This window comes from Salipiger abyssi (assembly GCF_017311415.1).
In the GTDB taxonomy this organism is placed as follows: domain Bacteria; phylum Pseudomonadota; class Alphaproteobacteria; order Rhodobacterales; family Rhodobacteraceae; genus Salipiger; species Salipiger abyssi_A.
Map to the genome: position 1 here is coordinate 308,644 of NZ_JAEKIS010000003.1, position 25,707 is coordinate 334,350.

The following is a 25,707-nucleotide window of genomic DNA, read 5'->3' on the forward strand; positions in this document are numbered from 1 at the left end:
GGTCAGCTCCGCCTGCGGCGCAGGGCCGCGCTGAATTCCGACAGGCGGAACGCACCCAGCAACTGACCCGCCGCGCCATAGGAGACGAGGCCGGAGAGCAGCAGGAGCAGCAGAGCGGGGTAGCGCCAGTAGTCCATGCCCAAGAACGGTGCGAGGGCAAGATAGGTTCCCCAGAGCATCGCACCCATGAGCGCCGAGGCGAAGCAGATGCGCCAGATCCGGCGGCGGAACCTTGCGTCGAACCGCGCCGCGTCGCCGATGCGGCGCCCGCCGATCATCAGCATCGCCGCCATCACCCAGCCGGCGACCGAGGTTGCCACGGCGGGGGCGATCCAGCCGATCGCCGGCGCCAGTCCCACCGCCAGCACCGCGTTCACGATCATCGACCAGACCGCGTAGCGGAAGGGGGTGCGGGTGTCCTCGCGGGCGAAAAACAGCGGTTGCAGCACCTTTTGCAGCACGAAGGCCGGCAGGCCGAGCCCGTAGAGCGCCACCGCGAAGGCAATGGCGGCGCTGTGCTCGGCCCCTGTGGCGCCACGCTCGTAGAGCACCGAGACCATGGGCAGCGGGATCACCACCAGCGCCACGGCGGCGGGGATGGTCAGCGCCAGCGCCATCTCTCCGGCGCGGGAAAAGGCGTGGCGCGCGCCGTCGTCGTCATGCGCCTTGAGCCGGCGCGAGAGATCCGGCAGCAGCACGATGCCCACGGCGATGCCGACCACGCCAAGGGGCAGCTGATAGAGACGGTCGGCGGCGTAGAGAAAACTCACCGCGTTGTCGAATTGCGAGGCGACCTGCTGGCCCACCAGCAGGTTGACCTGCATCACCCCGCCCGCCAGCGCCGCCGGCACCGCGACCCGCACCAGCCGGCGCATATCCGGTGTCAGGCGGGGCCGCCCCGGGCGCACCTTGATGCCCGTGCGCTCCACCGCGACCCAGACCAGCGCCAGCTGCGCCACGCCGGCCAGCGGCACCGTCCAGATCAGCCAGAGGATGACCTCGCCGCCGAGCCAGGCCCCGACCGTCATGGCGAGGATGACGAGGATGTTCAGCAGCACCGGCGCGGCGGCGGCGGCGGCGAAATGGCCGGTGGCGTTCAGCGCGCCGGAGAACAGAGCCGCCAGCGAGATGAACAGGATATAGGGAAAGACCACGCGGCCATAGCCCACGGTGAGGTCGAACCGGGCGTCCTCGGTAAAGCCCTCGGCGGTGGCCCAGACCAGCGCCGGCATGAAGATCAGCGCCAGCGCGATAATGATCAGCAGCACGAAGCCGAGCCCGCTCAGCGCATCGCGGGCAAAGACCTGCGGGTCTTCGCCGCCCTCGTATTTCTTGGAAAAGATCGGCACGAAAGCGGCGTTGAACGCGCCTTCGGCGAAGAAGCGGCGGAACATGTTGGGCAGCCGGAAGGCGGCCACGAAAGCATCCATCACCGGGCCGGGGCCGATATAGGCGAGGATGACGGTGTCGCGGACCAGTCCGAGGACGCGGCTTGCCAGCGTCCAGAAGCCGACGGTGAGGACACCGGAAATCAGGCGTATGGGTTTCATGTCTGCTCGGCCCCTTTATGCCCTGCGGGCTGCGGCAGGAGTAGCTTATCGCAGAGAACTGAGGAAGGGGGAGATCGGCGGCCCCGGATACCGCTTGGACACGGGGCCGCCGATCTCTGCATTTACCCCTTCGTCGCCCGCTCGGTCCCTTCGGCGATGGCCGCGCGGAGGCGTTTTTCCAGCGTCTTCTGTTTCGAGGGCGTGTAGAATTTCAGCCCGAACATGTCCTTCACATAGAACGTGTCCACCACCTGCTCGCCATAGGTCGCGATGACCGCCGACGCGATGTAGACATTGCTCTCGGCCAGGGTGCGCGTCAGGTCGTATAGCAGGCCGGGCCGGTCGCGGGTGTCGACCTCGATGATGGTGTAGATCTCCGAGCCCTCGTTGTCGAAGGCGATGGAAGTCGGCACGGTGAAGGCGCGCTCGCGCTTCTTGAGCTTCTGACGCGAGAAGATCGCCTCGCGCGGCTGGACCTCGCCGCGCAGCGTCTTGCCGATCGTCTCGCGCAGGCGCGGAATGCGGGCGTTTTCATACGGCGAGCCGTCCGCGTCCTGGATCCAGAAGGCGGCGGTGGCATAGCCGTCCTTGGAGGTGAAGGTGCGCGCATCGACCACATTGGCGCCGACCAGCGACAGCGCGCCGGCGAGGCGCGAGAAGATTCCGGGATGATCGGCCAGCGCGAAACAGACGCGGGTGGCGTCGCGATCCTCGTCGGGATGGATGTCGATCTTGATCTCGTCATCCTGGATGTCGCGCAGCAGCTCGGCAAAGACCACCTGCGCGGTGACATGCAGCCCCTGCCAGTAGGGATCGTAATGCCGGCTGGTCTCGGCGCGCAGATCCTTGGCATCCCAGTCCGACAGCGCCTCGCGCAGGGCCTTCTTGGCCTCGGCGCCGCGATTTTCGCGGTTGAGCGCCTCCATGCCGTCTTCCAGGGCCCGCCGGGTCTGGCGGTAGAGCGCTCTCAGTAAAGCGGCCTTCCAGTTGTTCCAGACCCCCGGCCCGACGCCTCGAATGTCGCAGACCGTCAGCACGGTGAGCAGGTCGAGCCGTTCGACGCTCTGCACCGCCTTGGCGAAATCGCGCACGGTGCGCGGGTCGGCGATGTCGCGTTTCTGTGCCATGTCGGACATCAGAAGGTGATAGCGCACCAGCCATTCCACCGTGGCGCATTCCGCTTTGGTCAGCCCCAGGCGCGGCGCCACCTTGCGGGCGATCTTGGCGCCCAGCACCGCGTGATCCTCCTGCCGTCCCTTGCCGATATCGTGCAGCAGCAGCGCCACGTAGAGCACCTTGCGGTTGACGCCGTTGCGCAGGATGGTCGAAGCGACGGGCAGCTCTTCGACCAGTTCGCCCTGCTCGATATCCGACAGGTTGCGGATGCACTGTATGGTGTGCTCGTCCACCGTGTAGCTGTGATACATGTTGAACTGCATCATCGCCACGATGGTCTGGAATTCCGGGATGAAGGCGCCCAGCACGCCGAGCTCGTTCATCCGCCGCAGCGAGCGCTCGGGGTTGCCGTGCTTAAGCAGCAGGTCGAGGAAGATGCGCCGCGCTTCCTTGTTGTTGCGCACGTCTTCGTCGATGAGTTTCAGGTTGGCCTTGATCAGCCGCATCCCGTCCGGATGTAGCAGCAGACCAGATCGCAGGCCCTCCTCGAAAAAGCGCAACAGGTTCAGCTTGTCGGCCAGAAAGCTCTCGTCATCGACGATGGAGAGCCGGTTGTGGACGATTTCGTAGCCCTCCTTGACCTGCGGGCTGCGCTTGAACATGCGCATGATCAGCGGGGCGTCTTTCTTGTGCTCGGCCTCCAGCGAGGTCAGGAAGATGCGTGTCAGGTCGCCCACCGCCGTGGCGTGCAGAAAGTAATCCTGCATGAACCATTCCACCGCGCGCCGGCCGCCCTTGTCGGCATAGCCCATGCGCTCGGCCACTTCGACCTGCATGTCGAATGTCAGTTGCTCTACCGCGCGGCCGGCGGCCAGGTGCAGATGGCAACGCACCGCCCAGAGGAATTCCTCGGCGCGCATGAAGGTGGCGTATTCCTCGCGGCGGAACACACCGAGCCGCACCAGCTCTTCGGCATCCTCGGTCTGGTGAATGTATTTGGTGATCCAGTAGAGCGATTGCAGATCGCGCAGCCCGCCCTTGCCCTCTTTTACATTGGGTTCGACCACATAGCGCAGCCCCTGCTTGCGGTGGCGCTGGCCGCGTTCCTCGAGCTTGGCGGCGACGAAGGCGCGTTCGGACCCCTTGAAGAGATCGGACCAGAGCCGGCTTTCCAGCTCGCGGGCCAGCGGCTCGTGGCCGATGATGTAGCGGGTTTCCAGCATGGCGGTGCGGATCGTGTAATCCTCGCCGCCGAGCCGCAGGCAGTCCTTCACCGTGCGCGAGGAATGGCCGACCTTCAGCTTGAGATCCCAGAAGATATAGAGCATCGACTCGATGACGCTCTCGGCCCAGGGGGTGATCTTCCACGGCGTCAGGAACAGCAGGTCGACATCGGAAAACGGCGCCATCTCGCCGCGACCGTAGCCGCCGACGGCCATGACGGTCAGCCGTTCGCCCTCGGTCGGGTTGTTGAGCTTGTGCAGGCGCTCGGTCACCAGTTCGAAAACCAGCCGGACGACGCAGTCGGTGAGCCAGGCATAGGCCTCGGTGGTGGGAAAGGCGGCGCGGGGCTGCGCGGCGAAGGCACGGGCGATGACCTCGCGGCCCTCGGCGCTGGCCTCGGTCAGGATGCGTACCGCGGCGGCGCGCAGCTGGCTCTCGGTCTCCGCCTCTGCGGTGGCCTCGAACAGGGCCTTGCGCAGGGCGGGAACGTCGAAAATCTCCGATGCCGGCGCGATCAGATCGTCCGGCATCGTGCCTTGCGTCGGTCGCTCAGAAGCCTGCGCCGGAGAAGCTTGAGGGGGCAGGGTCAAGGATCACCATCTGGTTGTTCTGCACGGTGGCGACGGCCAGGCCGCGCTCATTCGTGCCGTCGGGTTTCAGGCGGAATACACCGCCCGTGCCCTGGAAACCAGCGGATTGCGTCAGAGCGTTGCCGGTCAGCGCGTCGCGGCGGCCCTGTTTGATCAGAGCTCCGATGGCGGCGATGCCGTCAAAGGCGAGGCCGGCAAGCGGGTGCGGCGTTGCCCCGTAGGCGGTGCTATAGCGCGACGAGAAATTGCGCTGCATCGCCTGATTGGGCAGGGCGAACCAGGCGCCCTGGGCGCCGGGATAGGAGAAGAGTTCGGGCTTCACGTCCCAGCGGGTGAGACCGATATACTGGGTCTGCGCCGGGTTCAGCCCGTTCTCGGGCATCACCTGAAGCAGCAGCGGCATCGCCGCGTTGGTGGCATCGGTGGTGATGAAGACCGAGTCAGCGCCGGAGGTCGCGGCGACGCGGGACATGCCCTGCGCGGCGGTGGTCACACCCTCGATGCTGAGCGGATAGGGCTGCACTGCGGCCACCTGCACGCCGTTGCGCGCGGCTGCCTGCTGGATCGCCGCCTTGCCGACCTGCCCGGGCACATCGTCGGAATGCAGGATCGCGATGCTGTCGCGGCCCTGGCGTTTGGCGTAGGCGAGCAGCCGGCTGGCGGTGTTCTCGTAGGTCGGGCCGAGGATGAAGAGGTTGCCGCCGGCGAGCGATGCGTTGTTGGAGAAGGCCATCACGTTGACGCCTTCGTCGGCGACCACCTTGCTCGCCTCGACGGCGGCCTCGCCGCGCAGCGGTCCGAGGATGATCCGGGCACCTTCGTCGACGGCGCGCTGCGCCTGGGCGGCGGCGGTGGCCGGCGATCCGGCGGTGTCATAGACCGCGAGGTCGATGCTGACCCCGTCGAGATCGGCAATGGCGAGCCGCGCGGCGTTTTCCATATCGCGCGCGATGATCCCGGCGCCCGAATCGCTCTGCGGCACCAGCAGCGCGACCTTGACCGGGGCGCCCGGGTCGATCTGCGGTCCGCCGCGGCCGGCAGAGCTGCCGCCCATATCGGGGATCATCGAGGCATCGCAGGCGGCGAGCCAGCCGGCGGTCGCCACGATGGCAGCGGTGCGGAGCGCCTTGCGGGCGCGGGACAAAACGGCGAACATGTGGTGAAACTCCCTCGGTGTCGGGCGCGGAATGTGTCGCGCGCCGGTTTGCGGGCAATCATAAACGAGCAGGGAGACGGGTCCAGAGATGAATCGGCAAAGGGGCGGATTGGCGCCGGGTCTCTACATGGTGGCGGTGCCCATCGGCAACGCGCGCGACATTACCCTGCGCGCGCTCGACATTCTGCGCGATGCCGAGATCCTGGCCGCCGAAGACACGCGCAGCCTGCGTCGTCTGCTGGAGATCCATGGCGTGGCGCTGGGCGACCGGCCCTGCCTCGCCTATCACGACCATAATGGCGAAAGGATGCGCCCCCGGCTGCTTCAGGCGCTGGCCGAGGGCCGGTCGGTGGCCTACGCCTCCGAGGCCGGCACGCCGATGATCTCGGATCCGGGCTTCGATCTGGTGCGCGCGGCGCGCGAGGAGGGCCATCCGGTCACCACCGCGCCCGGCGCCTCGGCGGTGATCGCGGCGCTGACTGTCGCGGGGCTGCCCACCGACCGCTTTCTCTTCGGGGGCTTCCTGCCCAATGCCGGTGCTGCGCGGCGCAAGGCGCTGGAAGAGCTGCGCGCGGTGCCCGCGACGCTGGCATTTTACGAATCGCCCAAGCGGCTGGGGGCGATGCTGGCGGATGCGGTCACCGCACTGGGCGGCGAGCGCCCGGCGGCGGTGTGCCGCGAGCTGACCAAACGCTTCGAGGAATGCCGGCGCGGTACGCTCTCGGAACTGGCCGAGGCCTATGCGGGCACCGCGCCGAAAGGCGAGATCGTGGTGCTGATCGGCAAGGGAGATTCGGAGAAAATTAGCGAATCCGATTTAGACCTGTCCCTGACCGAGGCGCTGAAGACGATGTCGGTGCGCGACGCCGCCGATGCGGTTTCGGGCATGTACGGGGTCAAGCGGCGCCCGGTGTATCAGCGTGCTATGGCACTTGCCAAAATGCGCTCGGAGAATGGGGAATAACGATGGCGCAGCAACTGGCTTTCGATTTTCAGGCACCGCCTGCGGCGCCGGTGCAGCCGCATGAGGATGGCCGGCGGGAGCGGGCGGTGCGCGGGTCGGTTGGCTATCACGCGGGGCTCTCTGCCGAGGCGCGGATCGCGCAGGATTACGAGCGCCGCGGCTATCGGGTCGCGCAGCGGCGCTGGCGCGGGCAGGGCGGAGAGATCGATCTGATCCTGCACGATGGCGAGGGGCTGATCTTTGTCGAGGTCAAGAAGAGCCGCAGCTTTGACCGTGCACTTGAACGGCTCTCGCAGCGCCAGATCGCGCGGCTGCTTTCGGCGGCGGAGGAATTCGCCGGCACCCAGCCCAGGGGCTCGCTCACCGAGATGCGGTTCGATGTGGCGCTGATGGACGGGCAGGGCATGATCCGGGTGATCGAGAACGCCCTGAGCGCCTGAGCGGGCATTGCCCTTGGCGGGTCTCTGCGCCATGTATGGCGAAAGCCAGTGCGGGAGACCCCATGAAAATCGCGTTTCAGATGGACCCGATCGGTCCGATCGACATCAATGCCGACAGCACGTTCCGGCTTGCGGAAGAGGCGCAGGCGCGCGGGCATGAGCTCTTTTATTACCTGCCCGATCAGCTCTCCTATCAGGAGGGACGCATCATGGCGCGGGGCCGGTCGCTGCGGGTGCAGCGGGTCGAGGGCGATCATGCTCAGCTTGGAGAGCTCGAGCTGGTCGATCTGGCGGACTTTGACGTGGTCTGGCTGCGTCAGGATCCGCCCTTTGACATGCATTACATCACCACCACCCATCTGCTCGACCGGCTCGCCCCCGGCACGCTGGTGGTGAACGATCCGTTCTGGGTGCGCAATTCGCCCGAGAAACTGCTGGTGCTGAACTTCCCCGAGCTGACCCCGCCCACCACTGTCGCCCGCGATCTTCAGACGATCCGCGATTTCAAGGCCAAGCATGGCGACATCATCCTCAAGCCGCTTTATGGCAATGGTGGCGCCGGGGTGTTCCGGCTCGACGAGAACGACCGCAATCTCAGCTCACTCTACGAGCTTTTCACCGGCTTCTCGCGCGAGCCGCTGATCGTGCAGAAATACCTGCCGGCGGTGACCAAGGGCGACAAGCGGGTTATTCTTGTCGATGGCGAGCCGGTGGGCGCGATCAACCGCGTGCCAGCGGCCAATGAGGTGCGCTCGAACATGCATGTGGGCGGGCGGCCCGAAAAGGTCGCGCTGACTGAACGCGACCGCGAGATCTGCGACAAGATCGGCCCGGTGCTGCGCGAGAAGGGGCAGGTTTTCGTCGGCATCGACGTGATCGGCGACTGGCTGACCGAGATCAACGTGACCTCGCCCACCGGCATTCAGGAACTGGAGCGCTTCGACGGGATCAATGTCGCTGAAAAGATCTGGCAGGCGGTCGAAGCCCGCCGCGGATGAGCCGGCGGCTCGCCGCGCTGAACCTGTTGCTGCGTGTTGCCGTCAAGCCGAGGCTGGCGCGCACGCGCGGCCCGGAAGAGGCAGCGCGCGAGTTTGCGAGGACGGCGGCGCTGATCCTGCGCCGCCCGTCCTATCTGCTGCATCTGGAGCGGCCCGGCGGGCTGCACTGGATCAGCGCCGGCCCCTGCGTGCCGCGCAGGGTGATCCTCTATTTTCACGGTGGCGGTTATATCACGGGCAGCCCTTACACTCATGAGGGGGTGATGGCGCGGCTGTCGAAACTGGCGCGGGCGGAGGTCTGCGCCCCGGCTTATCCGTTGGCGCAGGACGCGCCGTTTCCCGCCGCCTTCGATGCGGCGGTGGCGGCATGGAGCCGCTGTCGGGCGCTGGGCTATCGCCCGGAGCAGATCGCGCTGGCCGGCGATTCCGCCGGCGGCGGGCTGGCGCTGGCGCTGCTGGCGTGGTGTTGCGGGCAGGGTGAACGCCCAGCGGCGGCGCTGGTCTTCTCGCCCTGGACCGATCTGGCGATGACCGGCGAGAGCCTCACAGGCAACGCCCGCGCCGATCCGTTCCTGCCGGTGGCGCGGATCGGTGAGCTGGTGGATCTCGTGCGGGGTGCGCTGCCGCGCGACGACCCGCGCCTGTCGCCGCTTCATGCGGATTTCCCGGGCTGCCCGCCGGTGATGATTCACCATTCCGAAACCGAAATTCTGGCCGACGATGCAAGGCGCATGGCCGCGCGCCTGAGGGCGCAGGGCGCAAGCGTCGCGCTTTGCCCGCATCCGGACGCGCCACATGCCTGGCCGGTCTTCGACGGCTGGATCCCCGAGGCACGGCAGACGCTGCGACAGGGCGCGCGCTTTCTTCAGGACTCTTTCGCGGCCACCAGCCGGTAGCTCAGCGCCTCGGCCACATGCGGGCGGCGCACCGCGTCTTCGCCGGCGAGATCGGCGATGGTACGGGCGACCCGCAGGATGCGGTGATAGCCCCGCGCCGAGAGGCCGAACCTGTCCGCGGCGCGCAGCAGCAGCTCGCGCCCCTCGGCGTCGGGCGCGGCGATCTCCTCCAGCAGCTGACCCTCGGCGTCGGCATTGGTGCGCAGCCCCGCCTGTTCGGAAAAGCGCGCCGCCTGCCGGTCGCGCGCGGCGCCGACCCGGGCGGCGACCGTGGCCGAGGCGTCGCCCGAGGCGGGCAGGTCGAGATCGGTGAAGGCCACCGGCGGCACCTCGACGCGCAGGTCGAACCGGTCCATCAGCGGGCCGGAGATGCGCCCGAGATACTCCTCGCCGCAATTGGGCGCGCGCGAGCAGGCGCGGTCGGCATCGGTGAGATAGCCGCATTTGCAGGGGTTGGCGGCGGCGACCAGCATGAAGCGGCAGGGATAGGTGATATGAGCGTTGGCACGCGACACCATGACCTCGCCGCTCTCGATGGGCTGGCGCAGGGTTTCCAGCACGGTGCGGGGGAATTCCGGGAACTCGTCGATGAAGAGCACACCGTTATGCGCGAGGCTGACTTCGCCCGGCTTGGCGCTGCGCCCGCCGCCGATGATCGCCGCCATGGAGGCGGTGTGATGCGGTTCGCGAAAAGGCCGGCTGCGCGAGATGCCGCCCTCGTCCAGCAGACCGGCCAGCGAGTGGATCATCGAGGTTTCCAGCGCCTCCTGCGCCGAAAGCGGTGGAAGCAGGCCGGGCAGACGCGCCGCCAGCATGGATTTGCCGGAGCCGGGCGTGCCGACGAGGATCAGGTGGTGACGCCCGGCGGCAGCGATTTCCAGCGCCCGCTTGGCACGCTCCTGCCCCTTCACGTCGCGCAGGTCGCGCCGGACGGGGCCGGAGGTCAGCTCGCCCGGCTCGGCAGGCGGGATCGTGGCGTCGCCGGTATAGTGGCGCACCAGCTCGACGAGGCTCTGGGCGCCGAGCACCCGGCAATTGCCGACCCAGGCGGCCTCGGCGCCCGAGGCGCGGGGACAGAGCAGGGTGCGCTCCTCCTCGGCGGCGGTCATCGCGGCGGGCAGGGCGCCGGGCACGGGGATCAGGGTGCCGTCGAGCGCCAGCTCGCCAAGCGCCATGGTCTGGGCGATCTCGTCGCGCGGCAGGATGTCGAGCGCCGCCAGCAGGCCGAGCGCGATGGGCAGATCGAAATGCGAGCCCTCCTTGGGCATGTCGGCGGGGGAGAGATTGACGGTGATCCGCTTCGACGGCATCGCGATGGCCATGGTGGTGAGCGCCGCGCGCACCCGCTCGCGCGCCTCAGACACCGCCTTGTCGGGCAGGCCGACGATGGCAAAGCCCGGCACCCCGGCGGTGACGGCGCATTGCACCTCCACCGGGCGCGCCTCGACCCCTTCGAACGCCACCGTATAGGCATGCGCGACCACGTCTCACCTCTTTGCCGTTTCCCGGCGAGATTGCGGTGGGGGTGGTTAGGGATTGGTTAACGTGGGGCGAGAAGGTTAACCGGGCGTTGGGCAGGCGAGGGGGATGGTGGGTTGGAAACCCACCCTACGTTTGGGCGTTGCCCTGGCGCGGAACAAGGCCGTAGGCCGCCGCGCCATCGCCGGCCCGTCCCTTCGGGCTGGCGATTTGGTAACACCAGTGCCGCGTGTTGAGGTCATTCGGATGTGATTGGGGTAAACCAAGAAGTTCGTGGGTCAGGTCGCCACCCTACGGGCCGGCGATGGCGCGGCTAACCAACCAATGCAAACGCGCGATGGGCAATCCGCCCACCGCGCCGCTCTCACAGCAGCGCCGTGAAGGCCGGCCAGGCGGTTGGGTCGGCTAGGGTCTTGTCGCGGCAGAAGGCATTGCAGAAGCCGAAGACGCGGCCCTCCATTTCCATGAGATGGGTCGCGGGCTTGCCCGAATAGGGGCAGGTCTCGTTTTCCGGCGTGCCGCTTTCGATGGTATGGGCCATGCGGGGCGCGGGGCCGGGCCAGTCTGTCTCGGGGTAATCGCGGTCGTACCAGGGCAGGTGTTCGCCAAGCGCGATGCCCATGGCGCGCCAGCGGCGAAAGGCCGGATCGGCGAGATGCGCGGCCACATAGGCGCTGGCAAGCTCGCCCACTGGCAGGCCATAGCCCGCGATCCGCGCCGCGACAGGCGCATAGAACGCATCCGCTGCACTATAGGCGCCAAATAGCCAGGGGCCCGCGCTGCCATAGGCTTCGCGCGCCCGCGTCCAGAGCGCCTCGATCCGGGCGAGATCTGCACGCGTGCCCTCCGAGGGCTCGAACTCCCGATAGGCGGCCTGGAGGTTCATCGGGCATTGCTCACGCAGCGCCACAAAGCTGGAATGCATCTCCGCGGTCATGCTGCGGGCCATGGCGCGGGCGGCAGGATCGGCGGGCCAGTGTCCGGCTTGCGGATGGCGGCTGGCCAGCTCCTCGGCGAGCGCGAGACTGTCCCAGATCACCGCGCCCTCGCCGGTCACCAGGCTCGGCACGGTGCGCGCCGGCGCGATCTCCGCAAGCTGCTCGGCCACCGGCCCGTCGAGAAAGGTGATCCGTTCGACCGAGAAACGCAGGCCGAACCGCTCCAGCAGCAGCCAGCCGCGCAGCGACCAGCTGGAATAGGTATAGTCCCCGAGAAACAGCCGGTCTTCCATGACACTCTCCGCAAAGTCAAAGCTTTCAAATAGCTAGCGTGGTTTCGCGCATCGGGGAAATTCCGTTTTGTGCGACCGCGCATCACCGGGCGTCATGGCGCGGACGGGGTTTCATGAAAAAATTGCACATTCTGGCGAAACCAATTGTGATCGCTATGCGTTCCTCCGGCATAGTAGTGTGTAAGAAGGCGGGGTCCGCCCGTCCGCCAAACCGATGGGGAACGCGCATGACACCCGAGTCCTTCAACGACCAGACGATCTCCCGCCAGGCCATGAAGGCCGAGCTTCTGGATGCGGAAACCGAGTTGCAGCTGGCATATGCCTGGCGCGACCACCGCGACGAGGCGGCGCTTCACCGGCTGATCACAGCCTATATGCGGCTTGCCATCTCGATGGCGGCGAAATTCAAGCGCTACGGCGCGCCGATGGGCGACCTCATTCAGGAGGCCGGTCTTGGCCTGATGAAGGCCGCCGACAAGTTCGACCCCGACCGGGGCGTGCGATTTTCCACCTATGCGGTCTGGTGGATCAAGGCGAGCATTCAGGATTACGTGATGCGCAACTGGTCGATGGTGCGCACCGGCTCTACCTCGTCGCAGAAATCGCTGTTCTTCAATATGCGCCGGGTGCAGGCGCGGCTGGAGCGCGAGGCCTCCGCCGAGGGCAGGCAATGGGAGCGCCACAAGCTGCACGCCGCCATCGCCGAAGAGATCGGCGTGCCGCTGCATGATGTGCAGATGATGGAGGGCCGGCTTTCGGGCTCGGATTTCTCGCTGAATGCGACGCAATCCACCGATGAAGACGGCCGCGAATGGATCGACACGCTGGAGGACGAGGGCGAGCAGAGCTCGTCGCTGGTCGAAGGCCGTCTCGACAATGCCCAGTTGCGCGAATGGCTGCTGACCGCGCTGACCGGGCTCAACGACCGCGAGCAGTTCATCGTGCGCGAGCGCAAGCTGCGCGACGAGACCCGCACGCTGGAAAGTCTCGGCCAGGAGCTGGGGCTCTCGAAGGAGCGGGTGCGGCAATTGGAAGCCGCCGCCTTCGCCAAGATGCGGAAGTCGCTTGAAGCCCAGTCGGGAGAGGTGCAACAGTTCCTCGCATGATGCGAACCCTTCCGCTTGCCGCCCCGCTGATCGCCCTGTCCCTGACCGCTCCCGCCGCTTTCGCCGACGGGGGCGTTTTCGATGAGGCCCAGGTTGTGTTTCTGGGCGAGTCCCATGACAACCCGGCCCATCACGCCCGCCAGGCAGAGCTGGTGGCCGAGCTGAAGCCGGTGGCGCTGGTCTTCGAGATGCTGACCACGGAGCAGTCGGCGCTGATCCATCCCGAGCATCTGGAGGACGAGGCGGCGCTCTCGGAGCTGCTCGACTGGGAAAACTCCGGCTGGCCGGATTTTGCGATGTATTACCCGATCTTCGAGGCGGCGGGCGAGGCGGCGATCTTTGGTGCTGCGCTGCCGCGCGAGGAGGCGCGGCGGGTCTCGGGCGAGCCGCTCGATACGGTGTTCGGCCCCAGCGCGGGGTTCTACGGGCTCGACGAACCGCTGCCGGCGGAGCAGCAGGAGATCCGCGAGGCGATGCAGATGGCGGCGCATTGCGACGCTCTGCCCGCCGAGATGCTGCCCACGATGGTGGGGATCCAGCGGCTGCGCGACGCGCGGCTGGCGGAAACCGCGCTCGAGGCGCTGTCGATGCATGGCGGCCCGGTGGTGGTGATCACCGGCAATGGCCATGCCCGCACCGACTGGGGCGCGCCGGCGCTGATCGCCCGCGCCGCGCCCGAGGTCACCGTGGCCTCGCTGGGGCAGGGCGAGGTGGGCAAGGGCGCGCCCGAGGGCACGTTCGATCTGGTGGAAGAGACCGAGAGCGTCGAGCGCGACGATCCCTGTGAGGCCTTCCGGGACGCGCCGGCCAATTGAGTTTTCGCCGTCCCCGCCGTAACACGGGGCGGACGGGGCTCTGGGAAAGGCGCGCGACATGCTGGCCGGCAAACGCATCCTTCTGATCATCGGCGGCGGGATCGCCGCCTACAAGGCGCTGGAGACGATCCGGCGCCTGCGCGAACGCGGCGCGGCGGTGACCCCGGTGCTGACACCGGCGGCGGCGGAATTCGTCACGCCGCTCTCGGTCGGCGCGCTGGCGGGGGAGAAGGTCTATACCGATCTCTTCGATCTGACCGACGAGGCCGAGATGGGCCATATCCAGCTCTCCCGCGTGGCGGATCTGGTGCTGGTGGTGCCGGCGACGGCGGATCTCATGGCGAAGATGGCGCAGGGGCTGGCCGGCGATCTCGCCTCGACGCTGCTCCTGGCCACCGACACGCCGGTGATGATCGCGCCGGCGATGAATGTGCGCATGTGGGAGCATCCTGCGACGCAGCGCAATCTGGCGCTGCTGACGGGCGACGGCGTAGCCGTGATCGGCCCCGGCGAGGGCGACATGGCCTGCGGCGAGTTCGGCCCCGGACGGCTGGCCGAGCCGCTGGAGATCGTCGCGGCCATTGAACGCGCGCTCAGCGACGGGCCGCTCAAGGGGCGCCGGGTGCTGGTGACCTCGGGGCCGACCCACGAGCCCATCGACCCGGTGCGATATATCGCCAACCGCTCCTCGGGCGCGCAGGGCACGGCGATTGCCGAGGCGCTGCGCGATCTCGGTGCAGAGGTGGTGTTTGTCACTGGCCCGGCGGAGGTGGCGCGGCCCGGAGGCGTCGAGGTGATCGAGGTGGAAAGCGCGCTGGAAATGCGCGCGGCGGTGCTGGGGGCGCTGCCGGTGGATGCGGGCGTGTTCGCCGCGGCGGTGGCCGACTGGCGGGTGGAGAGCGCCTCGGGCTCGAAGATCAAGAAAGAGGTGGGCAAATTGCCCACCCTACGGTTCACCGAGAATCCGGACATTCTCGCTGAGGTGTCTGGTCTTGCCGAAGACCGGCCCGGGCTGGTGGTGGGCTTTGCCGCCGAGACCGACGATGTGGTGGCCCATGCGGTGGCGAAGCGCCAGCGCAAGGGCTGCGACTGGATCGTCGCCAATGATGTGAGCCCGGCGACGGGCATCATGGGTGGCAGCGAGAACGCCGTGGTGCTGATCTCGGAAGACGGCGCCGAGGATTGGCCGCGCATGGGCAAGCGCGAAGTGGCGCGGCGGCTCGCGGCGCGCATCGCAGAGGCGCTGGGAACGGGCTGAGAGGGCGGGAATTTTGCGTATTTGGAAAGAGAAGAAGGGCGGGGCGTGGTCACGATAGCGATAATGTGGGACGAGGGGGCGGACAGGTCTTTGGGGCTGCCCTCCTATGCGACCAGGGGCGCGGCGGGGGCCGATCTGCGCGCCAATTTTGTCGATCGCGGCGAGATCGTGCTGGAGCCGGGCGCGCGGGCGCTGGCGCCGACCGGGCTGCGGCTGGCGATCCCCGAGGGCTGGGAGGTGCAGATCCGCCCACGCTCCGGCCTGGCGCTGAAACACGGGATCACCCTGCCCAACAGCCCCGGCACCATCGACAGCGATTATCGCGGCCCGCTCGGGGTGATCGTGATGAATGCGGGCAGCGAGCCCTTCGTGATCGCCCATGGCGACCGCATCGCGCAGATGGTGGCGGCGCCGGTGGTGCAGGCCGGGTTCGATCTGGTCGAGACCCTGCCGGAAACGGCGCGCGGCGCGGGCGGCTTCGGCTCGACCGGGGTGCGCTGATGCTTCTGGTGCTGGCGCTCGCGGCGGCGATCTGGGGGCTCGGGCATCTCATGGGCGCGTCGCGGGCGGCGCGCGGCTATATGCTGGGGCTGCTCTATGTCGCGGTGCTGACCTTGCAGCTCGTGCTGCCCGATGGGCATCCGCTGCGGCAGGCCACCGGCGGCAGCGAGGCGTTCTGGCTGATCTTCGGCGGCTTTGTGGCTCTGGCGCTGGCCTATGCCTTTGTGCTGCGGCGGGTAAAGGCCCGGGCCGATGCCAAGGCGCCGGCGCCCGTGGCGCAGCCGGGCGCGTTCTCTGGTGCCGAACTCGAACGCTATGCCCGCCATATCGTGCTGCGCGAGCTGGGCGGGCCGGGGCAGAAGGCACTGAAACAGGCCAGGGTTCTGGTGATCGGGGCCGGCGGGCTCGGTGCGCCGGCGCTGCAATATCTCGCCGCCGCCGGGGTGGGGACCATCGGGGTGATCGACGATGACGTGGTGGAGAATGCCAATCTCCAGCGTCAGGTGATCCATACGGATGCGCGCATCGGCATGCCCAAGGTGTTTTCCGCCAAGGCGGCGATGCAGGCGCAGAACCCTTATGTCGATGTCCGGCCCTATCACCGGCGGCTGGAGGCGGAGGGCGCGGAGGCACTCTTTGCCGAGTACGATCTGATCCTCGACGGCACCGACAATTTCGAGACGCGCTATCTGGCGAACCGGGCGGCGGTGGCGGCGGGCAAGCCGCTGGTGTCCGGCGCGCTGTCGCAATGGGAAGGGCAGATCTCTGTCTTCGATCCGGCAAAGGGCGCGCCCTGTTATCAGTGCATCTTTCCCGAGGCACCGGCGCCGGGTTTGGCGCCGTCCTGCGCCGAGGCCGGGGTGCTGGGGCCTCTGCCCGGCGTGATCGGCGCGATGATGGCGGTGGAGGCGGTGAAGCTGATCGCGGGCGCCGGGCAGCCGCTTTTGGGCGAGATGCTGATCTACGATGCGCTCTGGGGCGAGACGCGCAAGATCGCGCTGAAGCGGCGTGCAGATTGCCCGGTCTGCGGCCGCTGAGGCGGCGCGCTCGTCAAGCCCTTGCGGGCGTTCCTCGCCGGATCGCCATTGCAGCGGCCCGGGGCCTTGCATAGCTTCTGTGGAAAAGGAGCCTTGCCCATGACCAACCCGCTGCTCGCCGACTGGGACACGCCGTTCCGGATCGCGCCCTTCGACCGCATCTCCGACGATGATTTCGCGCCCGCCTTCGAGGAGGCGCTGAGCGCGCATCTCAGGGAAATCGACGCCATCGCGAACAATCCCGAGCCGCCGAGCTTTGCCAACACCATCGAGGCGATGGAAGGCGCGGGCGAGGCGCTGGACAAGGTGCTTTCGGTGTTCTTCTCGGTGGCCGGGGCCGACAGCAACCCGGAGCGCCAGGCGCTGCAACGGGACTTTTCGCCGAAGCTCGCGGCGCACAGCTCGGCGATCTATGCCAATGAGACGCTCTTTGCGCGCATCGCCGATCTCTGGGCGCGGCGCGATACGCTGGGGCTCGGCGAGGAAGAGGCGCGGGTGTTGTACCTGACCCATCGCGGTTTCGTGCGCGCCGGCGCTGCGCTGGAGGGCGCCGAGGCCGAGCGTATGAAAGCGGTCAAGTCGCGGCTGGCGGTGCTGGGCACCTCCTTTACCCAGAACCTGCTGAAGGACGAGGCGGACTGGTTCATGCCGCTTGCCGAGGCGGATCTGGAAGGGCTGCCGGGCTTTGTCGTGGATGCGGCGCGCGCCGCCGGAGAGGCGCTGGAGCAGGACGGGCCGGTGGTGACGCTGTCGCGCTCGCTGATCGTGCCCTTCCTGCAATTCTCGCCGCGCCGCGATCTGCGGGAGAAAGCCTTCCGCGCCTGGGCGGCGCGGGGCGAGAATGGCGGCGAGACCGACAATCGCGAGATTGCCGCCGAGGTGCTGGCGCTGCGCGAGGAGCGGGCCAAGCTGCTGGGCTATCCGGATTTCGCGCATTTCAAGCTGGAGACCGAGATGGCCGGCACGCCTGAGCGGGTGCGCGAGCTGCTCATGCAGGTCTGGGAGCCGGCAAAGGCGCAGGCGCTGCGCGATCAGGCCGAGATGGAAGAGATGCTGCGCGATGAAGGGGTGAACGATGCGCTGCAACCCTGGGACTGGCGCTACTACGCCGAGAAGCGACGGCGCGCGAGCTACGATCTCGATGAATCCGAGTTGAAGCCCTATCTCCAGCTCGACAGGATGATCGAGGCGGCCTTTACCTGCGCGAACCGGCTTTTCGGGCTGGACTTCGCGCCGCTCGACGTGCCGCTCTATCATCCCGATTGCCGCGCCTGGGAGGTGACGCGCAACGGCGAACATCTGGCGGTGTTCATCGGCGACTACTTCGCCCGCGCCTCCAAACGTTCCGGCGCCTGGTGTTCGGCGATGCGCAGCCAGGCGAAGCGGCCCCGTGTCGAGACGCCCGTCGTGATCAATGTCTGCAACTTCTCGAAACCGTCGCAGGGCAAGCCGGCGCTGCTGTCTTATGACGATGCGCGCACGCTTTTCCACGAGTTCGGTCACGCGCTGCACCAGATGTTGTCTGATGTGGACTTCGGCTCGGTCTCGGGCACCTCGGTGGCGCGCGATTTCGTGGAGCTGCCGAGCCAGCTTTACGAGCACTGGCTGGAGGTGCCCGAGTTGCTGGAGGAATTCGCCACCCACGCGGAGACCGGCGCGGCGATGCCGAAAGCGCTGCTCGACAAGGTGCTGGCGGCGGCGACCTTCGACATGGGATTCCAGACGGTGGAATATGTGGCCTCGGCGCTGGTGGATCTGGAGTTCCATTCCGGCGCGGCACCCGCCGATCCGATGGCGAAGCAGCGGGAGGTCTTGCAGGGGATCGGCATGCCGCAGGCGATCACCATGCGCCACGCGACGCCGCATTTCGCCCATGTCTTTGCCGGCGACGGCTATTCCAGCGGCTATTACAGCTACATGTGGTCCGAGGTGATGGATGCCGACGCCTTCGCCGCCTTCGAGGAGGCGGGCGGGGCCTTCGATCCGGAGACCGCGCAGAAGCTCGAAGAGTTCATCCTGTCGAAAGGCGGGTCGCGCGAGGCCGAAGAGCTTTATACCGCGTTCCGGGGCCGGATGCCGGGGGTCGAGGCGCTGCTCAAGGGGCGCGGGCTGGTGGCGTAGATTTGGAGTGGTGGGTTATAAACCCACCCTACAGGACGGCGCGAGGTAGGGTGGGTTTATAACCCACCGCCCGCAAATCCCGCCTCAAAATGCCTCGCGCGTCACGCTGAACCCGGCCTCTTCGAGCAGGCGCAAAACCCCCTCTTCGCCGGGCAGATGCGCCGCGCCGAAGGCGGCGACGATCGGGGCGTCGTAGGTCTCTGCCGCGTGCAGGATCACCGGGATCCAGGCGCGGTTGCGCTGGTCCAGCACCGCCGCGCCGGATTCCGCGATCATCGCCTCCGCCTCGTCCGGCGGCAGCAGCCCGCTGCGCGCGACGAGGATCTCGGAGAAGGCCCACATCTCGCCCACTGCCTCGTCAAAATAGGCGGCGATGGTGGTGGCGAACCCGTCTTCGCCGCTGTCCTGCGTGGCGAGCGAGACGGTCATCATCTCGATCTGCTCGTCCAGCGGCTCGGCGTTGAAGATGTTGAAGGTCGTGTCGAAGGGTTCGAGCGCTAGCGTCGGCACGCCGGCGGCGTCGGCCATCGCCTCGATGCGCATGTCGAGCCCGTCGCGCGCCTCCATCGCCGATTTCGCGCAGGCCGGCAGGGAGAGCATCATCGACAGATACCAGGGGCGGAACTTGGCCGCCATGAAGGGCGGGATGCCCTGATCCCGGGCGGCATCGGAAAGCGCCTGCCAGTCGGCGTCCTCCATCAGCTCGGGCAGCGTGTTCTCGGTCAGCAGGAGCAGCTCCGGGCGGCTGGAGAGCGATTGCATGAGCTCGGCCTGTTCCTCCTGCGGCATCTCCAGCAGCACCGCGCCGGCGTCGTCGATCACCGGGCGCAGCCGCTGGAGCGGCGCGTCGAGCCGCGGGTCGCTGAGATGCATGGTGCCGACGAGATGGATCACCTCGCCGTCGCGCTCGGCCCGCCAGCGGTTGCCGGTGGCATAGGGCATGGCGGCGACCCGCGCGTCGAGCCGGGCGCGCTCCTCGGCGCTCATCGTCTCGCGCAGATCCTTGCCCTGGCATTGCGCAATGGCGGCGGGGGCGAGGGCGAGCCAGAGGCAGACGGCAAGCGGGGTGCGGCGCATGGGCAGACCTTTCGGGGGCGTGTCGCGGCGCAGGCTAGGGCAAGGGATGGACAGCGGCAACCGCTCCGGCCAAGCTCCGCGCATGGAACGGGAAAGCGAGCTCTACGCGCCGGTCAAGGCGCTGCTTGAGGGGCAGGGATACGAGGTCAAGGGCGAGGTCGGCGGGGCCGATCTCGTGGCGCTGCGCGGTGGCGAGGAGCCGGTGATCGTCGAGCTGAAGCTGCGGCTGTCGCTGGCGCTGTTCCATCAGGCGGTGGCGCGGCTGGCGGTGAGCGACGCGGTCTATATCGCCGTGCCGAAACCCTCGGGCCGTACCGCGCGGCGGGCGCTGAAGGACAATCTTTCGCTCTGCCGGCGGCTGCGGCTGGGCTTTATCGTGGTGAAGGGCGCGCGCGCCGAGGTGCTCTGCGATCCGGGGCCCTACGCGCCGCGCCGCAACAAGGCCAAGCGGGCGCGGCTCTTGCGCGAGTTCCAGCGCATCGAGGGCGATCCGAATGCCGGCGGCGCGACCCGGCATGGCATCGTCACCGGCTACCGGCAGGATGCGCTGCGCTGCGCCGCGTATCTGGCCGAACAGGGCGCCTGCCGGGGCCGCGACGTGGCCGAAGCGACCGGTGTGGCCGTGGCCACGCGGATTATGCGCGACAATCACTATGGCTGGTTCGCGCGCATCGGCACCGGGGTCTATGAGCTGACCGAGGCCGGGCGCGCCGGGCTGAAACACTGGGCCTATAGCTGGTAGTTCAGATTTCCTCGGTGCGTGCGGCCGCCTCTGCCGCGTTGGCGGCCTCGGCGCGGGCGCGGTCCTTCTGTCGCTTGGCCACCAGCCGCTCGCGGTTCAGCGTATAGAGCCCGGAGCCGACGATGATGGTGCAGCCGAGGAGCGTCCAGCCGTCGGGCAGGTCGGAGAAGAGCAGGAAGCCGTAGAGCGTGCTCCAGAGGATCATGGAATATTGCAGCGGCGCGACCACGACCGCCTGGGCGATGTCGAGCGCCCGGATGATGAAGATCTCGCCGAGGCCGGCGCAGACCGCCATTGCCATCGCCACGAGCCAGACCCAGAGCGCCGAGGGCGTTTCCCAGACGAAGAAGAGCGGGATGGTCAGCAGCGCGGTCGAGGTGATCGAGGTATAGGCCACCGTTGTCGCGATGCTGTCATCGCCGCTGAGCATGCGCGACAGCACTTGTCGCGTGGCAAAGGCGGTGGCGGCGCCGATGGTGATGAAGATCGCCGGGTGCAGCACGCCCATGCCCGGGCGGATGACGATGAGCATGCCGACAAAGCCCACCAGCACCGCGATCCAGCGCCGCATGCCCACCGGTTCGCGCAGCAGCAGCCCGCCGATGGCGGTGACGATGAAGGGCGCGATGAAGGTCACTGCCGTGGCGTCGGCCAGAGGCACGTAGCGCAGCGCCAGGATGAACAGCGTTGCCGAGGTGGCGGCCAGCACGCCGCGCAGGATCTGTATCGCGCGGTGGTTTGTCTTCAGAAGGCGCGGCCCGCGCATCCCCAGCATGATCATTACGCCGGTGAAGAGGCCGATCTGCCGGAACCAGGCGACCTCCAGCGAGGGCAGATCGGAGGTGAGCAGCTTGGCCAACGCATCGGTGGCGCCGAAGCAGACAAATCCGATTGTGATCAAGACGATACCCCGAAGATTGTCGGGCGCGGATCTGGCATCGCTGTGAGACACCGGGACCGGTGTGGCGGGATGGACGGGCATCGAAGAGATCTCGGTCTGGGGCGCGGCGCGCGGTTGGCGCACAGCAAAGCATGGATAAGGACAAGTTACCATGCCCGCCCCGCAATGCGCGGGCCAGCGCTTCTGAACGGTAGGTAAGGCACCTCTCCGGCGGCGCATTTTTTCGTGATCTCTCCGGTTGACACGACTCGCGACGCTGCCTAGCTATGCGCCGTTAGCACTCGCTCCACATGAGTGCTAATGGTCCCGCAGGGGGCCATAAAGGACAACCTTTGAGCTAGGAGACTCGAAGATGGCATTCAAACCGCTTCATGACCGCGTGCTGGTTCGCCGCGTTGAGAGCGACGAAAAGACCAAAGGCGGTCTGATCATCCCCGACAGCGCCAAGGAAAAGCCCGCCGAGGGCCTCGTGGTCGCATGTGGCGAAGGCGCGCGCAAGGACAGCGGTGAGCTGATCGCGATGGCCGTCAAGGAAGGCGACAAGGTTCTGTTCGGCAAATGGTCGGGCACCGAAGTCAGCATCGACGGCGAAGAGCTGCTCATCATGAAGGAATCGGACATCCTCGGCGTGACCGAGGCCGCGTAAGCGCCGCTCCGACTTCCTCAACCGTAATTCAGATTCAGGAGAACGCACATGGCTGCTAAAGACGTGAAGTTCGACACCGACGCCCGCTCGCGCATGCTCAAGGGCGTGAACATCCTCGCCGACGCGGTGAAGGTGACCCTCGGCCCGAAAGGCCGCAACGTGGTGCTCGACAAATCCTTCGGCGCCCCCCGCATCACCAAGGACGGTGTGTCGGTTGCCAAGGAGATCGAACTGGAAGACAAGTTCGAGAACATGGGCGCGCAGATGGTGAAGGAAGTCGCTTCCCGCACCAATGACGAGGCCGGCGACGGCACCACCACCGCGACGGTTCTGGCCCAGGCCATCGTCAAGGAAGGCATGAAATCGGTCGCAGCGGGCATGAACCCGATGGACCTCAAGCGCGGCATCGACCTGGCCACCGCCAAGGTCGTCGAGGCCATCAAGGCCGCCGCCCGCCCGGTGAACGACTCCAACGAAGTCGCTCAGGTCGGCACCATCTCCGCCAACGGCGAAGCCGAGATCGGCAAGCAGATCGCCGACGCGATGCAGAAGGTCGGCAACGAGGGTGTGATCACCGTCGAAGAGAACAAGGGCCTCGAAACCGAGACCGACGTCGTCGAAGGCATGCAGTTCGACCGCGGCTACCTGTCGCCCTACTTCGTGACCAACGCCGACAAGATGATTGCAGAGCTCGACGACTGCATGATCCTGCTGCACGAGAAGAAACTCTCCTCGCTGCAACCGCTGGTGCCGCTGCTCGAGCAGGTGATCCAGTCGCAGAAACCGCTGCTGATCATCGCGGAAGACGTCGAAGGCGAAGCGCTGGCGACCCTCGTGGTCAACAAGCTGCGCGGCGGCCTGAAGATCGCAGCCGTGAAAGCACCGGGCTTCGGCGATCGCCGCAAGGCCATGCTGCAGGACATCGCGATCCTGACCGGAGGCCAGGTGATCTCGGAAGATCTGGGCATGAAGCTCGAGAATGTCACCATGGACATGCTGGGCACCGCCAAGACCGTCACCCTGACCAAGGACGAGACCACCATCGTCGACGGCCATGGCGAGAAAGCCGAGATCGAAGCGCGCGTTTCGCAGATCCGCACGCAGATCGAGGAAACCACCTCCGATTACGACCGTGAGAAGCTGCAAGAGCGCGTGGCCAAGCTGGCCGGCGGTGTTGCCGTGATCCGCGTCGGCGGCATGACCGAAGTGGAAGTGAAAGAGCGCAAGGACCGTGTCGATGACGCGCTGAACGCGACCCGCGCGGCCGTTCAGGAAGGCATCGTGGTCGGCGGCGGCGTCGCGCTGGTGCAGGGTGCCAAGGCGCTCGAAGGTCTGGCAGGCGTCAACAGCGACCAGAACGCCGGCATCACCATCGTGCGCAAGGCGCTGGAAGCTCCGCTGCGTCAGATCGCCGAGAACGCCGGTGTCGACGGCTCCGTCGTCGCAGGCAAGATCCGCGAATCCGACGATCTGAAGTTCGGCTACAACGCTCAGACCGACGAATATGGCGACATGTTCAAGTTCGGCGTGATCGACCCGGCGAAAGTCGTGCGGACCGCACTGGAAGACGCCGCTTCGATCGCGGGCCTGCTGATCACCACCGAAGCGATGGTGGCCGACAAGCCGCAGAAAGAAGGCGCAGCACCCGCCGGTGGCATGCCCGACATGGGCGGCATGGGCGGCATGATGTAATCACCTGTCGCACCGCGACATGTGATGCTGTCACAGCTGATAAAGCAAAGGCGCCTTCGGGCGCCTTTGTCTTTTTCCGCCGCCGGTTCCATCGCCCGGCCACAAGATTTTTCGTACGAAAAATCTTGTGGCGCCTGCCGTTTGCCGGATCGGGATAACAAATTTGTTGTGGCGGCGGGCCGGGCGCTTGCAGGCATGAGGTCTTTGCGCTTTCAAGGACGACATGGACGGGCCGGACACAATGCATGAGACAGAGCACTGGCAGCAGGGCAGGCTGGTCGCCGGGGTTGACGAGGTGGGGCGCGGCCCGCTGGCCGGCCCTGTGGTGGCCGCTGCCGTGGTGCTCGATCCGGCGTGCATCCCGCCGGGGCTGAACGATTCCAAGAAACTCTCGGCCAAGCGCCGGGCACGGCTCGCGGGCTGGCTCTGGGAATGCGCCGAGGTCGGTCTCGGTCATGCCTCCGTGGAGGAGATCGATGAGATCAACATCCTCCAGGCCAGCCTGCTCGCCATGCACCGGGCGCTCACAGACCTTCCACGCCCGCCGGGCCATGTGCTCGTCGACGGGCGTTTTCTGCCGCCCCAGTTGACCTGTCCCGCGACCCCGCTGATCGGCGGCGACGGCCGCTCGGTGAGCGTCGCCGCGGCCTCGATCGTCGCCAAAACGTGGCGCGATCGCTACATGCGGGATTTGGCGCAACACCATCCCGGATACGGCTGGGAGACCAATGCCGGCTACGGATCGAAAAGCCACAGAGAGGCGCTCCGAAATCTCGGTGTAACCCCTCACCATAGGCGATCCTTCAGGCCCGTACACAATATCTTGTGGCAAGAGAAATCCGCAAGTCCCTGATTCAAAAAAGAAATTGACCGCGAATCGCCTTTGACTCATCTTTGTCACCAACCAGCGAGTGCGAAAACGCACCAGGGACAGAGGCAGAGAATGAACGCGATGACCAAGACGACGGGCGCGAAAGCGCTCCCTCTCAACACGATTCTGTCCGGCGACTGCATCGAGATGATGAACAGTCTTCCGGCGGAGTCCGTCGATCTGATCTTTGCCGATCCGCCCTATAATCTCCAGCTCAAGGGCGAGCTGCATCGCCCGGACAATTCCCGAGTCGATGCGGTCGACGATCACTGGGATCAGTTTTCCTCTTTCTCGGTCTACGACCAGTTTACCCGCGCCTGGCTCAAGGCGGCGCGCCGGCTGCTCAAGCCCAACGGTGCGATCTGGGTGATCGGCTCTTACCACAACATTTTCCGCGTCGGTGCCGCGCTTCAGGACGAAGGCTACTGGATCCTGAACGATGTGGTCTGGCGCAAGTCGAACCCGATGCCGAATTTCCGCGGCAAGCGCTTTACCAACGCCCATGAGACGATGATCTGGGCCTCGAAGGGCGAGGGCGCCAAATACACCTTCAATTACGAGGCGCTGAAGGCGCTGAACGAGGGGGTGCAGATGCGTTCGGACTGGGTGCTGCCGATCTGCAATGGCGGCGAGCGGCTGAAGGATGCCAATGGCGACAAGGCGCATCCGACGCAGAAGCCCATGAGCCTGCTGCACCGGGTGCTGGTCGGTTCGACCAACCCGGGCGATGTGGTGCTCGACCCGTTCTTCGGCACCGGCACCACCGGCGCCGTGGCCAAGATGCTGGGCCGCGACTGGATCGGGATCGAGCGCGAGGCGGCCTATCGAGAGGTGGCCGAGCGCCGCATCGCCGACATCCGCCCCTTCGACCGTTCGGCGCTGGAAGTGACCCGCGCGAAACGCGCCGAGCCGCGCATCCCCTTCGGCCAGCTGGTCGAGCGCGGACTGCTGCGTCCGGGTGAAATGCTGGTTTCGCCCTCGGGCAAGGTCGCCAAGGTGCGGGCCGACGGCACGCTGGTGGGCGACGGGGTGAAGGGCTCGATCCACCAGGTCGGCGCGCATCTCGAGGGCGCGCCCTCCTGCAACGGCTGGACCTACTGGCAGTTCCGTAAGGATGGCAAGACCGTGCCCATTGATGTGCTGCGCCAGCAGATCCGCTCTGAGATGGCCGCGCGCGCGCATTGATTCCGGAAATCCGATTTCAAGACACCGCCGGTGCCTGTTCCGACAGGCACAGACTGGCCCCGTCTGCCCTGCGCAGGCGGGGCATTTTCGTGCTGCGGCGTCTGTAAGTGG

At 67.0% G+C, this 25,707-nt stretch carries 22 protein-coding genes; 15 read left to right on the top strand and 7 right to left on the bottom strand.

The annotated features are described in order from the left end of the window. Window positions 1–2: 2 nt before the first annotated feature. The 3 genes from murJ to I6N89_RS06640 all read right to left on the bottom strand — a co-directional run bounded on the left by murJ (window position 3) and on the right by I6N89_RS06640 (window position 5,636). Window positions 3–1,550 (bottom strand): murein biosynthesis integral membrane protein MurJ, encoded by a 1,548-nt coding sequence (gene murJ, locus I6N89_RS06630; RefSeq protein ID WP_207017456.1) that lies wholly within the window; start codon window positions 1,548–1,550, stop codon window positions 3–5. Between the two features lie 122 nt (window positions 1,551–1,672). Continuing rightward, entirely contained in the window at window positions 1,673–4,420 is a 2,748-nt protein-coding gene (locus tag I6N89_RS06635) for a [protein-PII] uridylyltransferase (RefSeq protein ID WP_207017457.1), read from the bottom strand. A 19-nt stretch (window positions 4,421–4,439) separates the two neighbouring features. After that, window positions 4,440–5,636: a penicillin-binding protein activator gene (locus tag I6N89_RS06640; RefSeq protein ID WP_207017458.1), complete on the bottom strand. Its 1,197-nt coding sequence runs from the start codon at window positions 5,634–5,636 to the stop codon at window positions 4,440–4,442. Between the two features lie 88 nt (window positions 5,637–5,724). On the opposite strand from I6N89_RS06640, the gene rsmI reads away from it, so the two are divergent. The 4 genes from rsmI to I6N89_RS06660 all read left to right on the top strand — a co-directional run bounded on the left by rsmI (window position 5,725) and on the right by I6N89_RS06660 (window position 8,934). Then, a complete protein-coding gene (gene rsmI, locus I6N89_RS06645; RefSeq protein ID WP_207017459.1) occupies window positions 5,725–6,600 on the top strand; it encodes a 16S rRNA (cytidine(1402)-2'-O)-methyltransferase in 876 nt (291 codons plus the stop codon). A 2-nt stretch (window positions 6,601–6,602) separates the two neighbouring features. Then, window positions 6,603–7,040, top strand: a complete 438-nt coding sequence (locus tag I6N89_RS06650; RefSeq protein ID WP_207017460.1) for a YraN family protein — start codon at window positions 6,603–6,605, stop codon at window positions 7,038–7,040. Between the two features lie 62 nt (window positions 7,041–7,102). Then, the gene (gshB, locus tag I6N89_RS06655; protein ID WP_207017461.1) at window positions 7,103–8,038 is read left to right on the top strand and encodes a glutathione synthase; all 936 of its coding nucleotides are present in this window, start codon (window positions 7,103–7,105) and stop codon (window positions 8,036–8,038) included. Then, window positions 8,035–8,934: an alpha/beta hydrolase fold domain-containing protein gene (locus I6N89_RS06660; protein WP_207017462.1), complete on the top strand. Its 900-nt coding sequence runs from the start codon at window positions 8,035–8,037 to the stop codon at window positions 8,932–8,934. Before gshB ends, I6N89_RS06660 begins: the two co-directional genes overlap by 4 nt. On the opposite strand, the gene I6N89_RS06665 is transcribed toward I6N89_RS06660, so the two are convergent. Beyond that, entirely contained in the window at window positions 8,904–10,418 is a 1,515-nt protein-coding gene (locus I6N89_RS06665) for a YifB family Mg chelatase-like AAA ATPase (RefSeq protein ID WP_207017463.1), read from the bottom strand. The two genes, I6N89_RS06660 and I6N89_RS06665, sit on opposite strands and share 31 nt — an antisense overlap. 359 nt (window positions 10,419–10,777) lie before the next feature. Beyond that, window positions 10,778–11,644 carry a glutathione S-transferase gene (locus tag I6N89_RS06670; protein WP_207017464.1) on the bottom strand — a complete coding sequence of 289 codons (867 nt, stop codon included), beginning with the start codon at window positions 11,642–11,644 and terminating at the stop codon, window positions 10,778–10,780. Between the two features lie 227 nt (window positions 11,645–11,871). On the opposite strand from I6N89_RS06670, the gene I6N89_RS06675 reads away from it, so the two are divergent. From I6N89_RS06675 to I6N89_RS06700, 6 genes are all read left to right on the top strand, one after another. After that, window positions 11,872–12,750: an RNA polymerase factor sigma-32 gene (locus I6N89_RS06675; RefSeq protein ID WP_207017465.1), complete on the top strand. Its 879-nt coding sequence runs from the start codon at window positions 11,872–11,874 to the stop codon at window positions 12,748–12,750. Beyond that, the gene (locus I6N89_RS06680; RefSeq protein ID WP_207017466.1) at window positions 12,747–13,565 is read left to right on the top strand and encodes a ChaN family lipoprotein; all 819 of its coding nucleotides are present in this window, start codon (window positions 12,747–12,749) and stop codon (window positions 13,563–13,565) included. The genes I6N89_RS06675 and I6N89_RS06680 overlap by 4 nt, the downstream gene beginning before the upstream one ends. Window positions 13,566–13,623: 58 nt before the next feature. Further along, window positions 13,624–14,823, top strand: coding sequence for a bifunctional phosphopantothenoylcysteine decarboxylase/phosphopantothenate--cysteine ligase CoaBC (coaBC, locus tag I6N89_RS06685; protein WP_207017467.1), 1,200 nt, complete (start codon window positions 13,624–13,626; stop codon window positions 14,821–14,823). 63 nt (window positions 14,824–14,886) lie between these two features. Further along, window positions 14,887–15,324: a dUTP diphosphatase gene (dut, locus tag I6N89_RS06690; RefSeq protein ID WP_207017468.1), complete on the top strand. Its 438-nt coding sequence runs from the start codon at window positions 14,887–14,889 to the stop codon at window positions 15,322–15,324. Further along, on the top strand, window positions 15,324–16,361 hold the full coding sequence (locus tag I6N89_RS06695) for a HesA/MoeB/ThiF family protein (RefSeq protein ID WP_207017469.1): 1,038 nt from the start codon (window positions 15,324–15,326) through the stop codon (window positions 16,359–16,361). Before dut ends, I6N89_RS06695 begins: the two co-directional genes overlap by 1 nt. A 99-nt stretch (window positions 16,362–16,460) precedes the next feature. Beyond that, entirely contained in the window at window positions 16,461–18,482 is a 2,022-nt protein-coding gene (locus I6N89_RS06700) for a M3 family metallopeptidase (protein WP_207017470.1), read from the top strand. Between the two features lie 84 nt (window positions 18,483–18,566). Here the strand turns inward: I6N89_RS06700 and I6N89_RS06705 are convergent, their stop codons facing one another. After that, window positions 18,567–19,559, bottom strand: a complete 993-nt coding sequence (locus I6N89_RS06705; RefSeq protein ID WP_207017471.1) for a TraB/GumN family protein — start codon at window positions 19,557–19,559, stop codon at window positions 18,567–18,569. Window positions 19,560–19,641: 82 nt separating this feature from the next. On the opposite strand from I6N89_RS06705, the gene I6N89_RS06710 reads away from it, so the two are divergent. After that, window positions 19,642–20,301, top strand: a complete 660-nt coding sequence (locus I6N89_RS06710) for a DUF2161 domain-containing phosphodiesterase (protein ID WP_207017472.1) — start codon at window positions 19,642–19,644, stop codon at window positions 20,299–20,301. A 1-nt stretch (window position 20,302) separates the two neighbouring features. Here I6N89_RS06710 and I6N89_RS06715 read toward each other — a convergent pair whose 3' ends face one another. Beyond that, window positions 20,303–21,202, bottom strand: a complete 900-nt coding sequence (locus I6N89_RS06715; RefSeq protein ID WP_328805852.1) for a DMT family transporter — start codon at window positions 21,200–21,202, stop codon at window positions 20,303–20,305. Between the two features lie 352 nt (window positions 21,203–21,554). Between I6N89_RS06715 and I6N89_RS06720 the strand changes: the two genes are divergently transcribed. From I6N89_RS06720 to I6N89_RS06735, 4 genes are all read left to right on the top strand, one after another. Further along, window positions 21,555–21,848, top strand: coding sequence for a co-chaperone GroES (locus tag I6N89_RS06720; protein WP_076696845.1), 294 nt, complete (start codon window positions 21,555–21,557; stop codon window positions 21,846–21,848). A gap of 48 nt (window positions 21,849–21,896) precedes the next feature. Further along, the gene (groL, locus tag I6N89_RS06725; RefSeq protein WP_207017474.1) at window positions 21,897–23,540 is read left to right on the top strand and encodes a chaperonin GroEL; all 1,644 of its coding nucleotides are present in this window, start codon (window positions 21,897–21,899) and stop codon (window positions 23,538–23,540) included. A 223-nt stretch (window positions 23,541–23,763) separates the two neighbouring features. Then, window positions 23,764–24,393, top strand: coding sequence for a ribonuclease HII (locus tag I6N89_RS06730; protein WP_207017475.1), 630 nt, complete (start codon window positions 23,764–23,766; stop codon window positions 24,391–24,393). A 99-nt stretch (window positions 24,394–24,492) separates the two neighbouring features. Next, a complete protein-coding gene (locus I6N89_RS06735; RefSeq protein WP_207017476.1) occupies window positions 24,493–25,596 on the top strand; it encodes a site-specific DNA-methyltransferase in 1,104 nt (367 codons plus the stop codon). Window positions 25,597–25,707: the final 111 nt, after the last annotated feature.

Coding starts and splice junctions, on each gene's coding strand:
- I6N89_RS06695 (WP_207017469.1), top strand. CDS start 15,324: ATGCTTCTGGTGCTGGCGCTCGCGGCGGCGATCTGGGGGCTCGGGCAT.
- I6N89_RS06730 (WP_207017475.1), top strand. CDS start 23,764: ATGGACGGGCCGGACACAATGCATGAGACAGAGCACTGGCAGCAGGGC.
- I6N89_RS06705 (WP_207017471.1), bottom strand. CDS start 19,559: ATGCGCCGCACCCCGCTTGCCGTCTGCCTCTGGCTCGCCCTCGCCCCC.
- groL (WP_207017474.1), top strand. CDS start 21,897: ATGGCTGCTAAAGACGTGAAGTTCGACACCGACGCCCGCTCGCGCATG.
- dut (WP_207017468.1), top strand. CDS start 14,887: ATGTGGGACGAGGGGGCGGACAGGTCTTTGGGGCTGCCCTCCTATGCG.
- I6N89_RS06635 (WP_207017457.1), bottom strand. CDS start 4,420: ATGCCGGACGATCTGATCGCGCCGGCATCGGAGATTTTCGACGTTCCC.
- murJ (WP_207017456.1), bottom strand. CDS start 1,550: ATGAAACCCATACGCCTGATTTCCGGTGTCCTCACCGTCGGCTTCTGG.
- I6N89_RS06650 (WP_207017460.1), top strand. CDS start 6,603: ATGGCGCAGCAACTGGCTTTCGATTTTCAGGCACCGCCTGCGGCGCCG.
- gshB (WP_207017461.1), top strand. CDS start 7,103: ATGAAAATCGCGTTTCAGATGGACCCGATCGGTCCGATCGACATCAAT.
- I6N89_RS06660 (WP_207017462.1), top strand. CDS start 8,035: ATGAGCCGGCGGCTCGCCGCGCTGAACCTGTTGCTGCGTGTTGCCGTC.
- I6N89_RS06670 (WP_207017464.1), bottom strand. CDS start 11,644: ATGGAAGACCGGCTGTTTCTCGGGGACTATACCTATTCCAGCTGGTCG.
- I6N89_RS06700 (WP_207017470.1), top strand. CDS start 16,461: ATGACCAACCCGCTGCTCGCCGACTGGGACACGCCGTTCCGGATCGCG.
- I6N89_RS06640 (WP_207017458.1), bottom strand. CDS start 5,636: ATGTTCGCCGTTTTGTCCCGCGCCCGCAAGGCGCTCCGCACCGCTGCC.
- I6N89_RS06675 (WP_207017465.1), top strand. CDS start 11,872: ATGACACCCGAGTCCTTCAACGACCAGACGATCTCCCGCCAGGCCATG.
- I6N89_RS06680 (WP_207017466.1), top strand. CDS start 12,747: ATGATGCGAACCCTTCCGCTTGCCGCCCCGCTGATCGCCCTGTCCCTG.
- I6N89_RS06735 (WP_207017476.1), top strand. CDS start 24,493: ATGACCAAGACGACGGGCGCGAAAGCGCTCCCTCTCAACACGATTCTG.
- rsmI (WP_207017459.1), top strand. CDS start 5,725: ATGAATCGGCAAAGGGGCGGATTGGCGCCGGGTCTCTACATGGTGGCG.
- coaBC (WP_207017467.1), top strand. CDS start 13,624: ATGCTGGCCGGCAAACGCATCCTTCTGATCATCGGCGGCGGGATCGCC.
- I6N89_RS06720 (WP_076696845.1), top strand. CDS start 21,555: ATGGCATTCAAACCGCTTCATGACCGCGTGCTGGTTCGCCGCGTTGAG.
- I6N89_RS06710 (WP_207017472.1), top strand. CDS start 19,642: ATGGAACGGGAAAGCGAGCTCTACGCGCCGGTCAAGGCGCTGCTTGAG.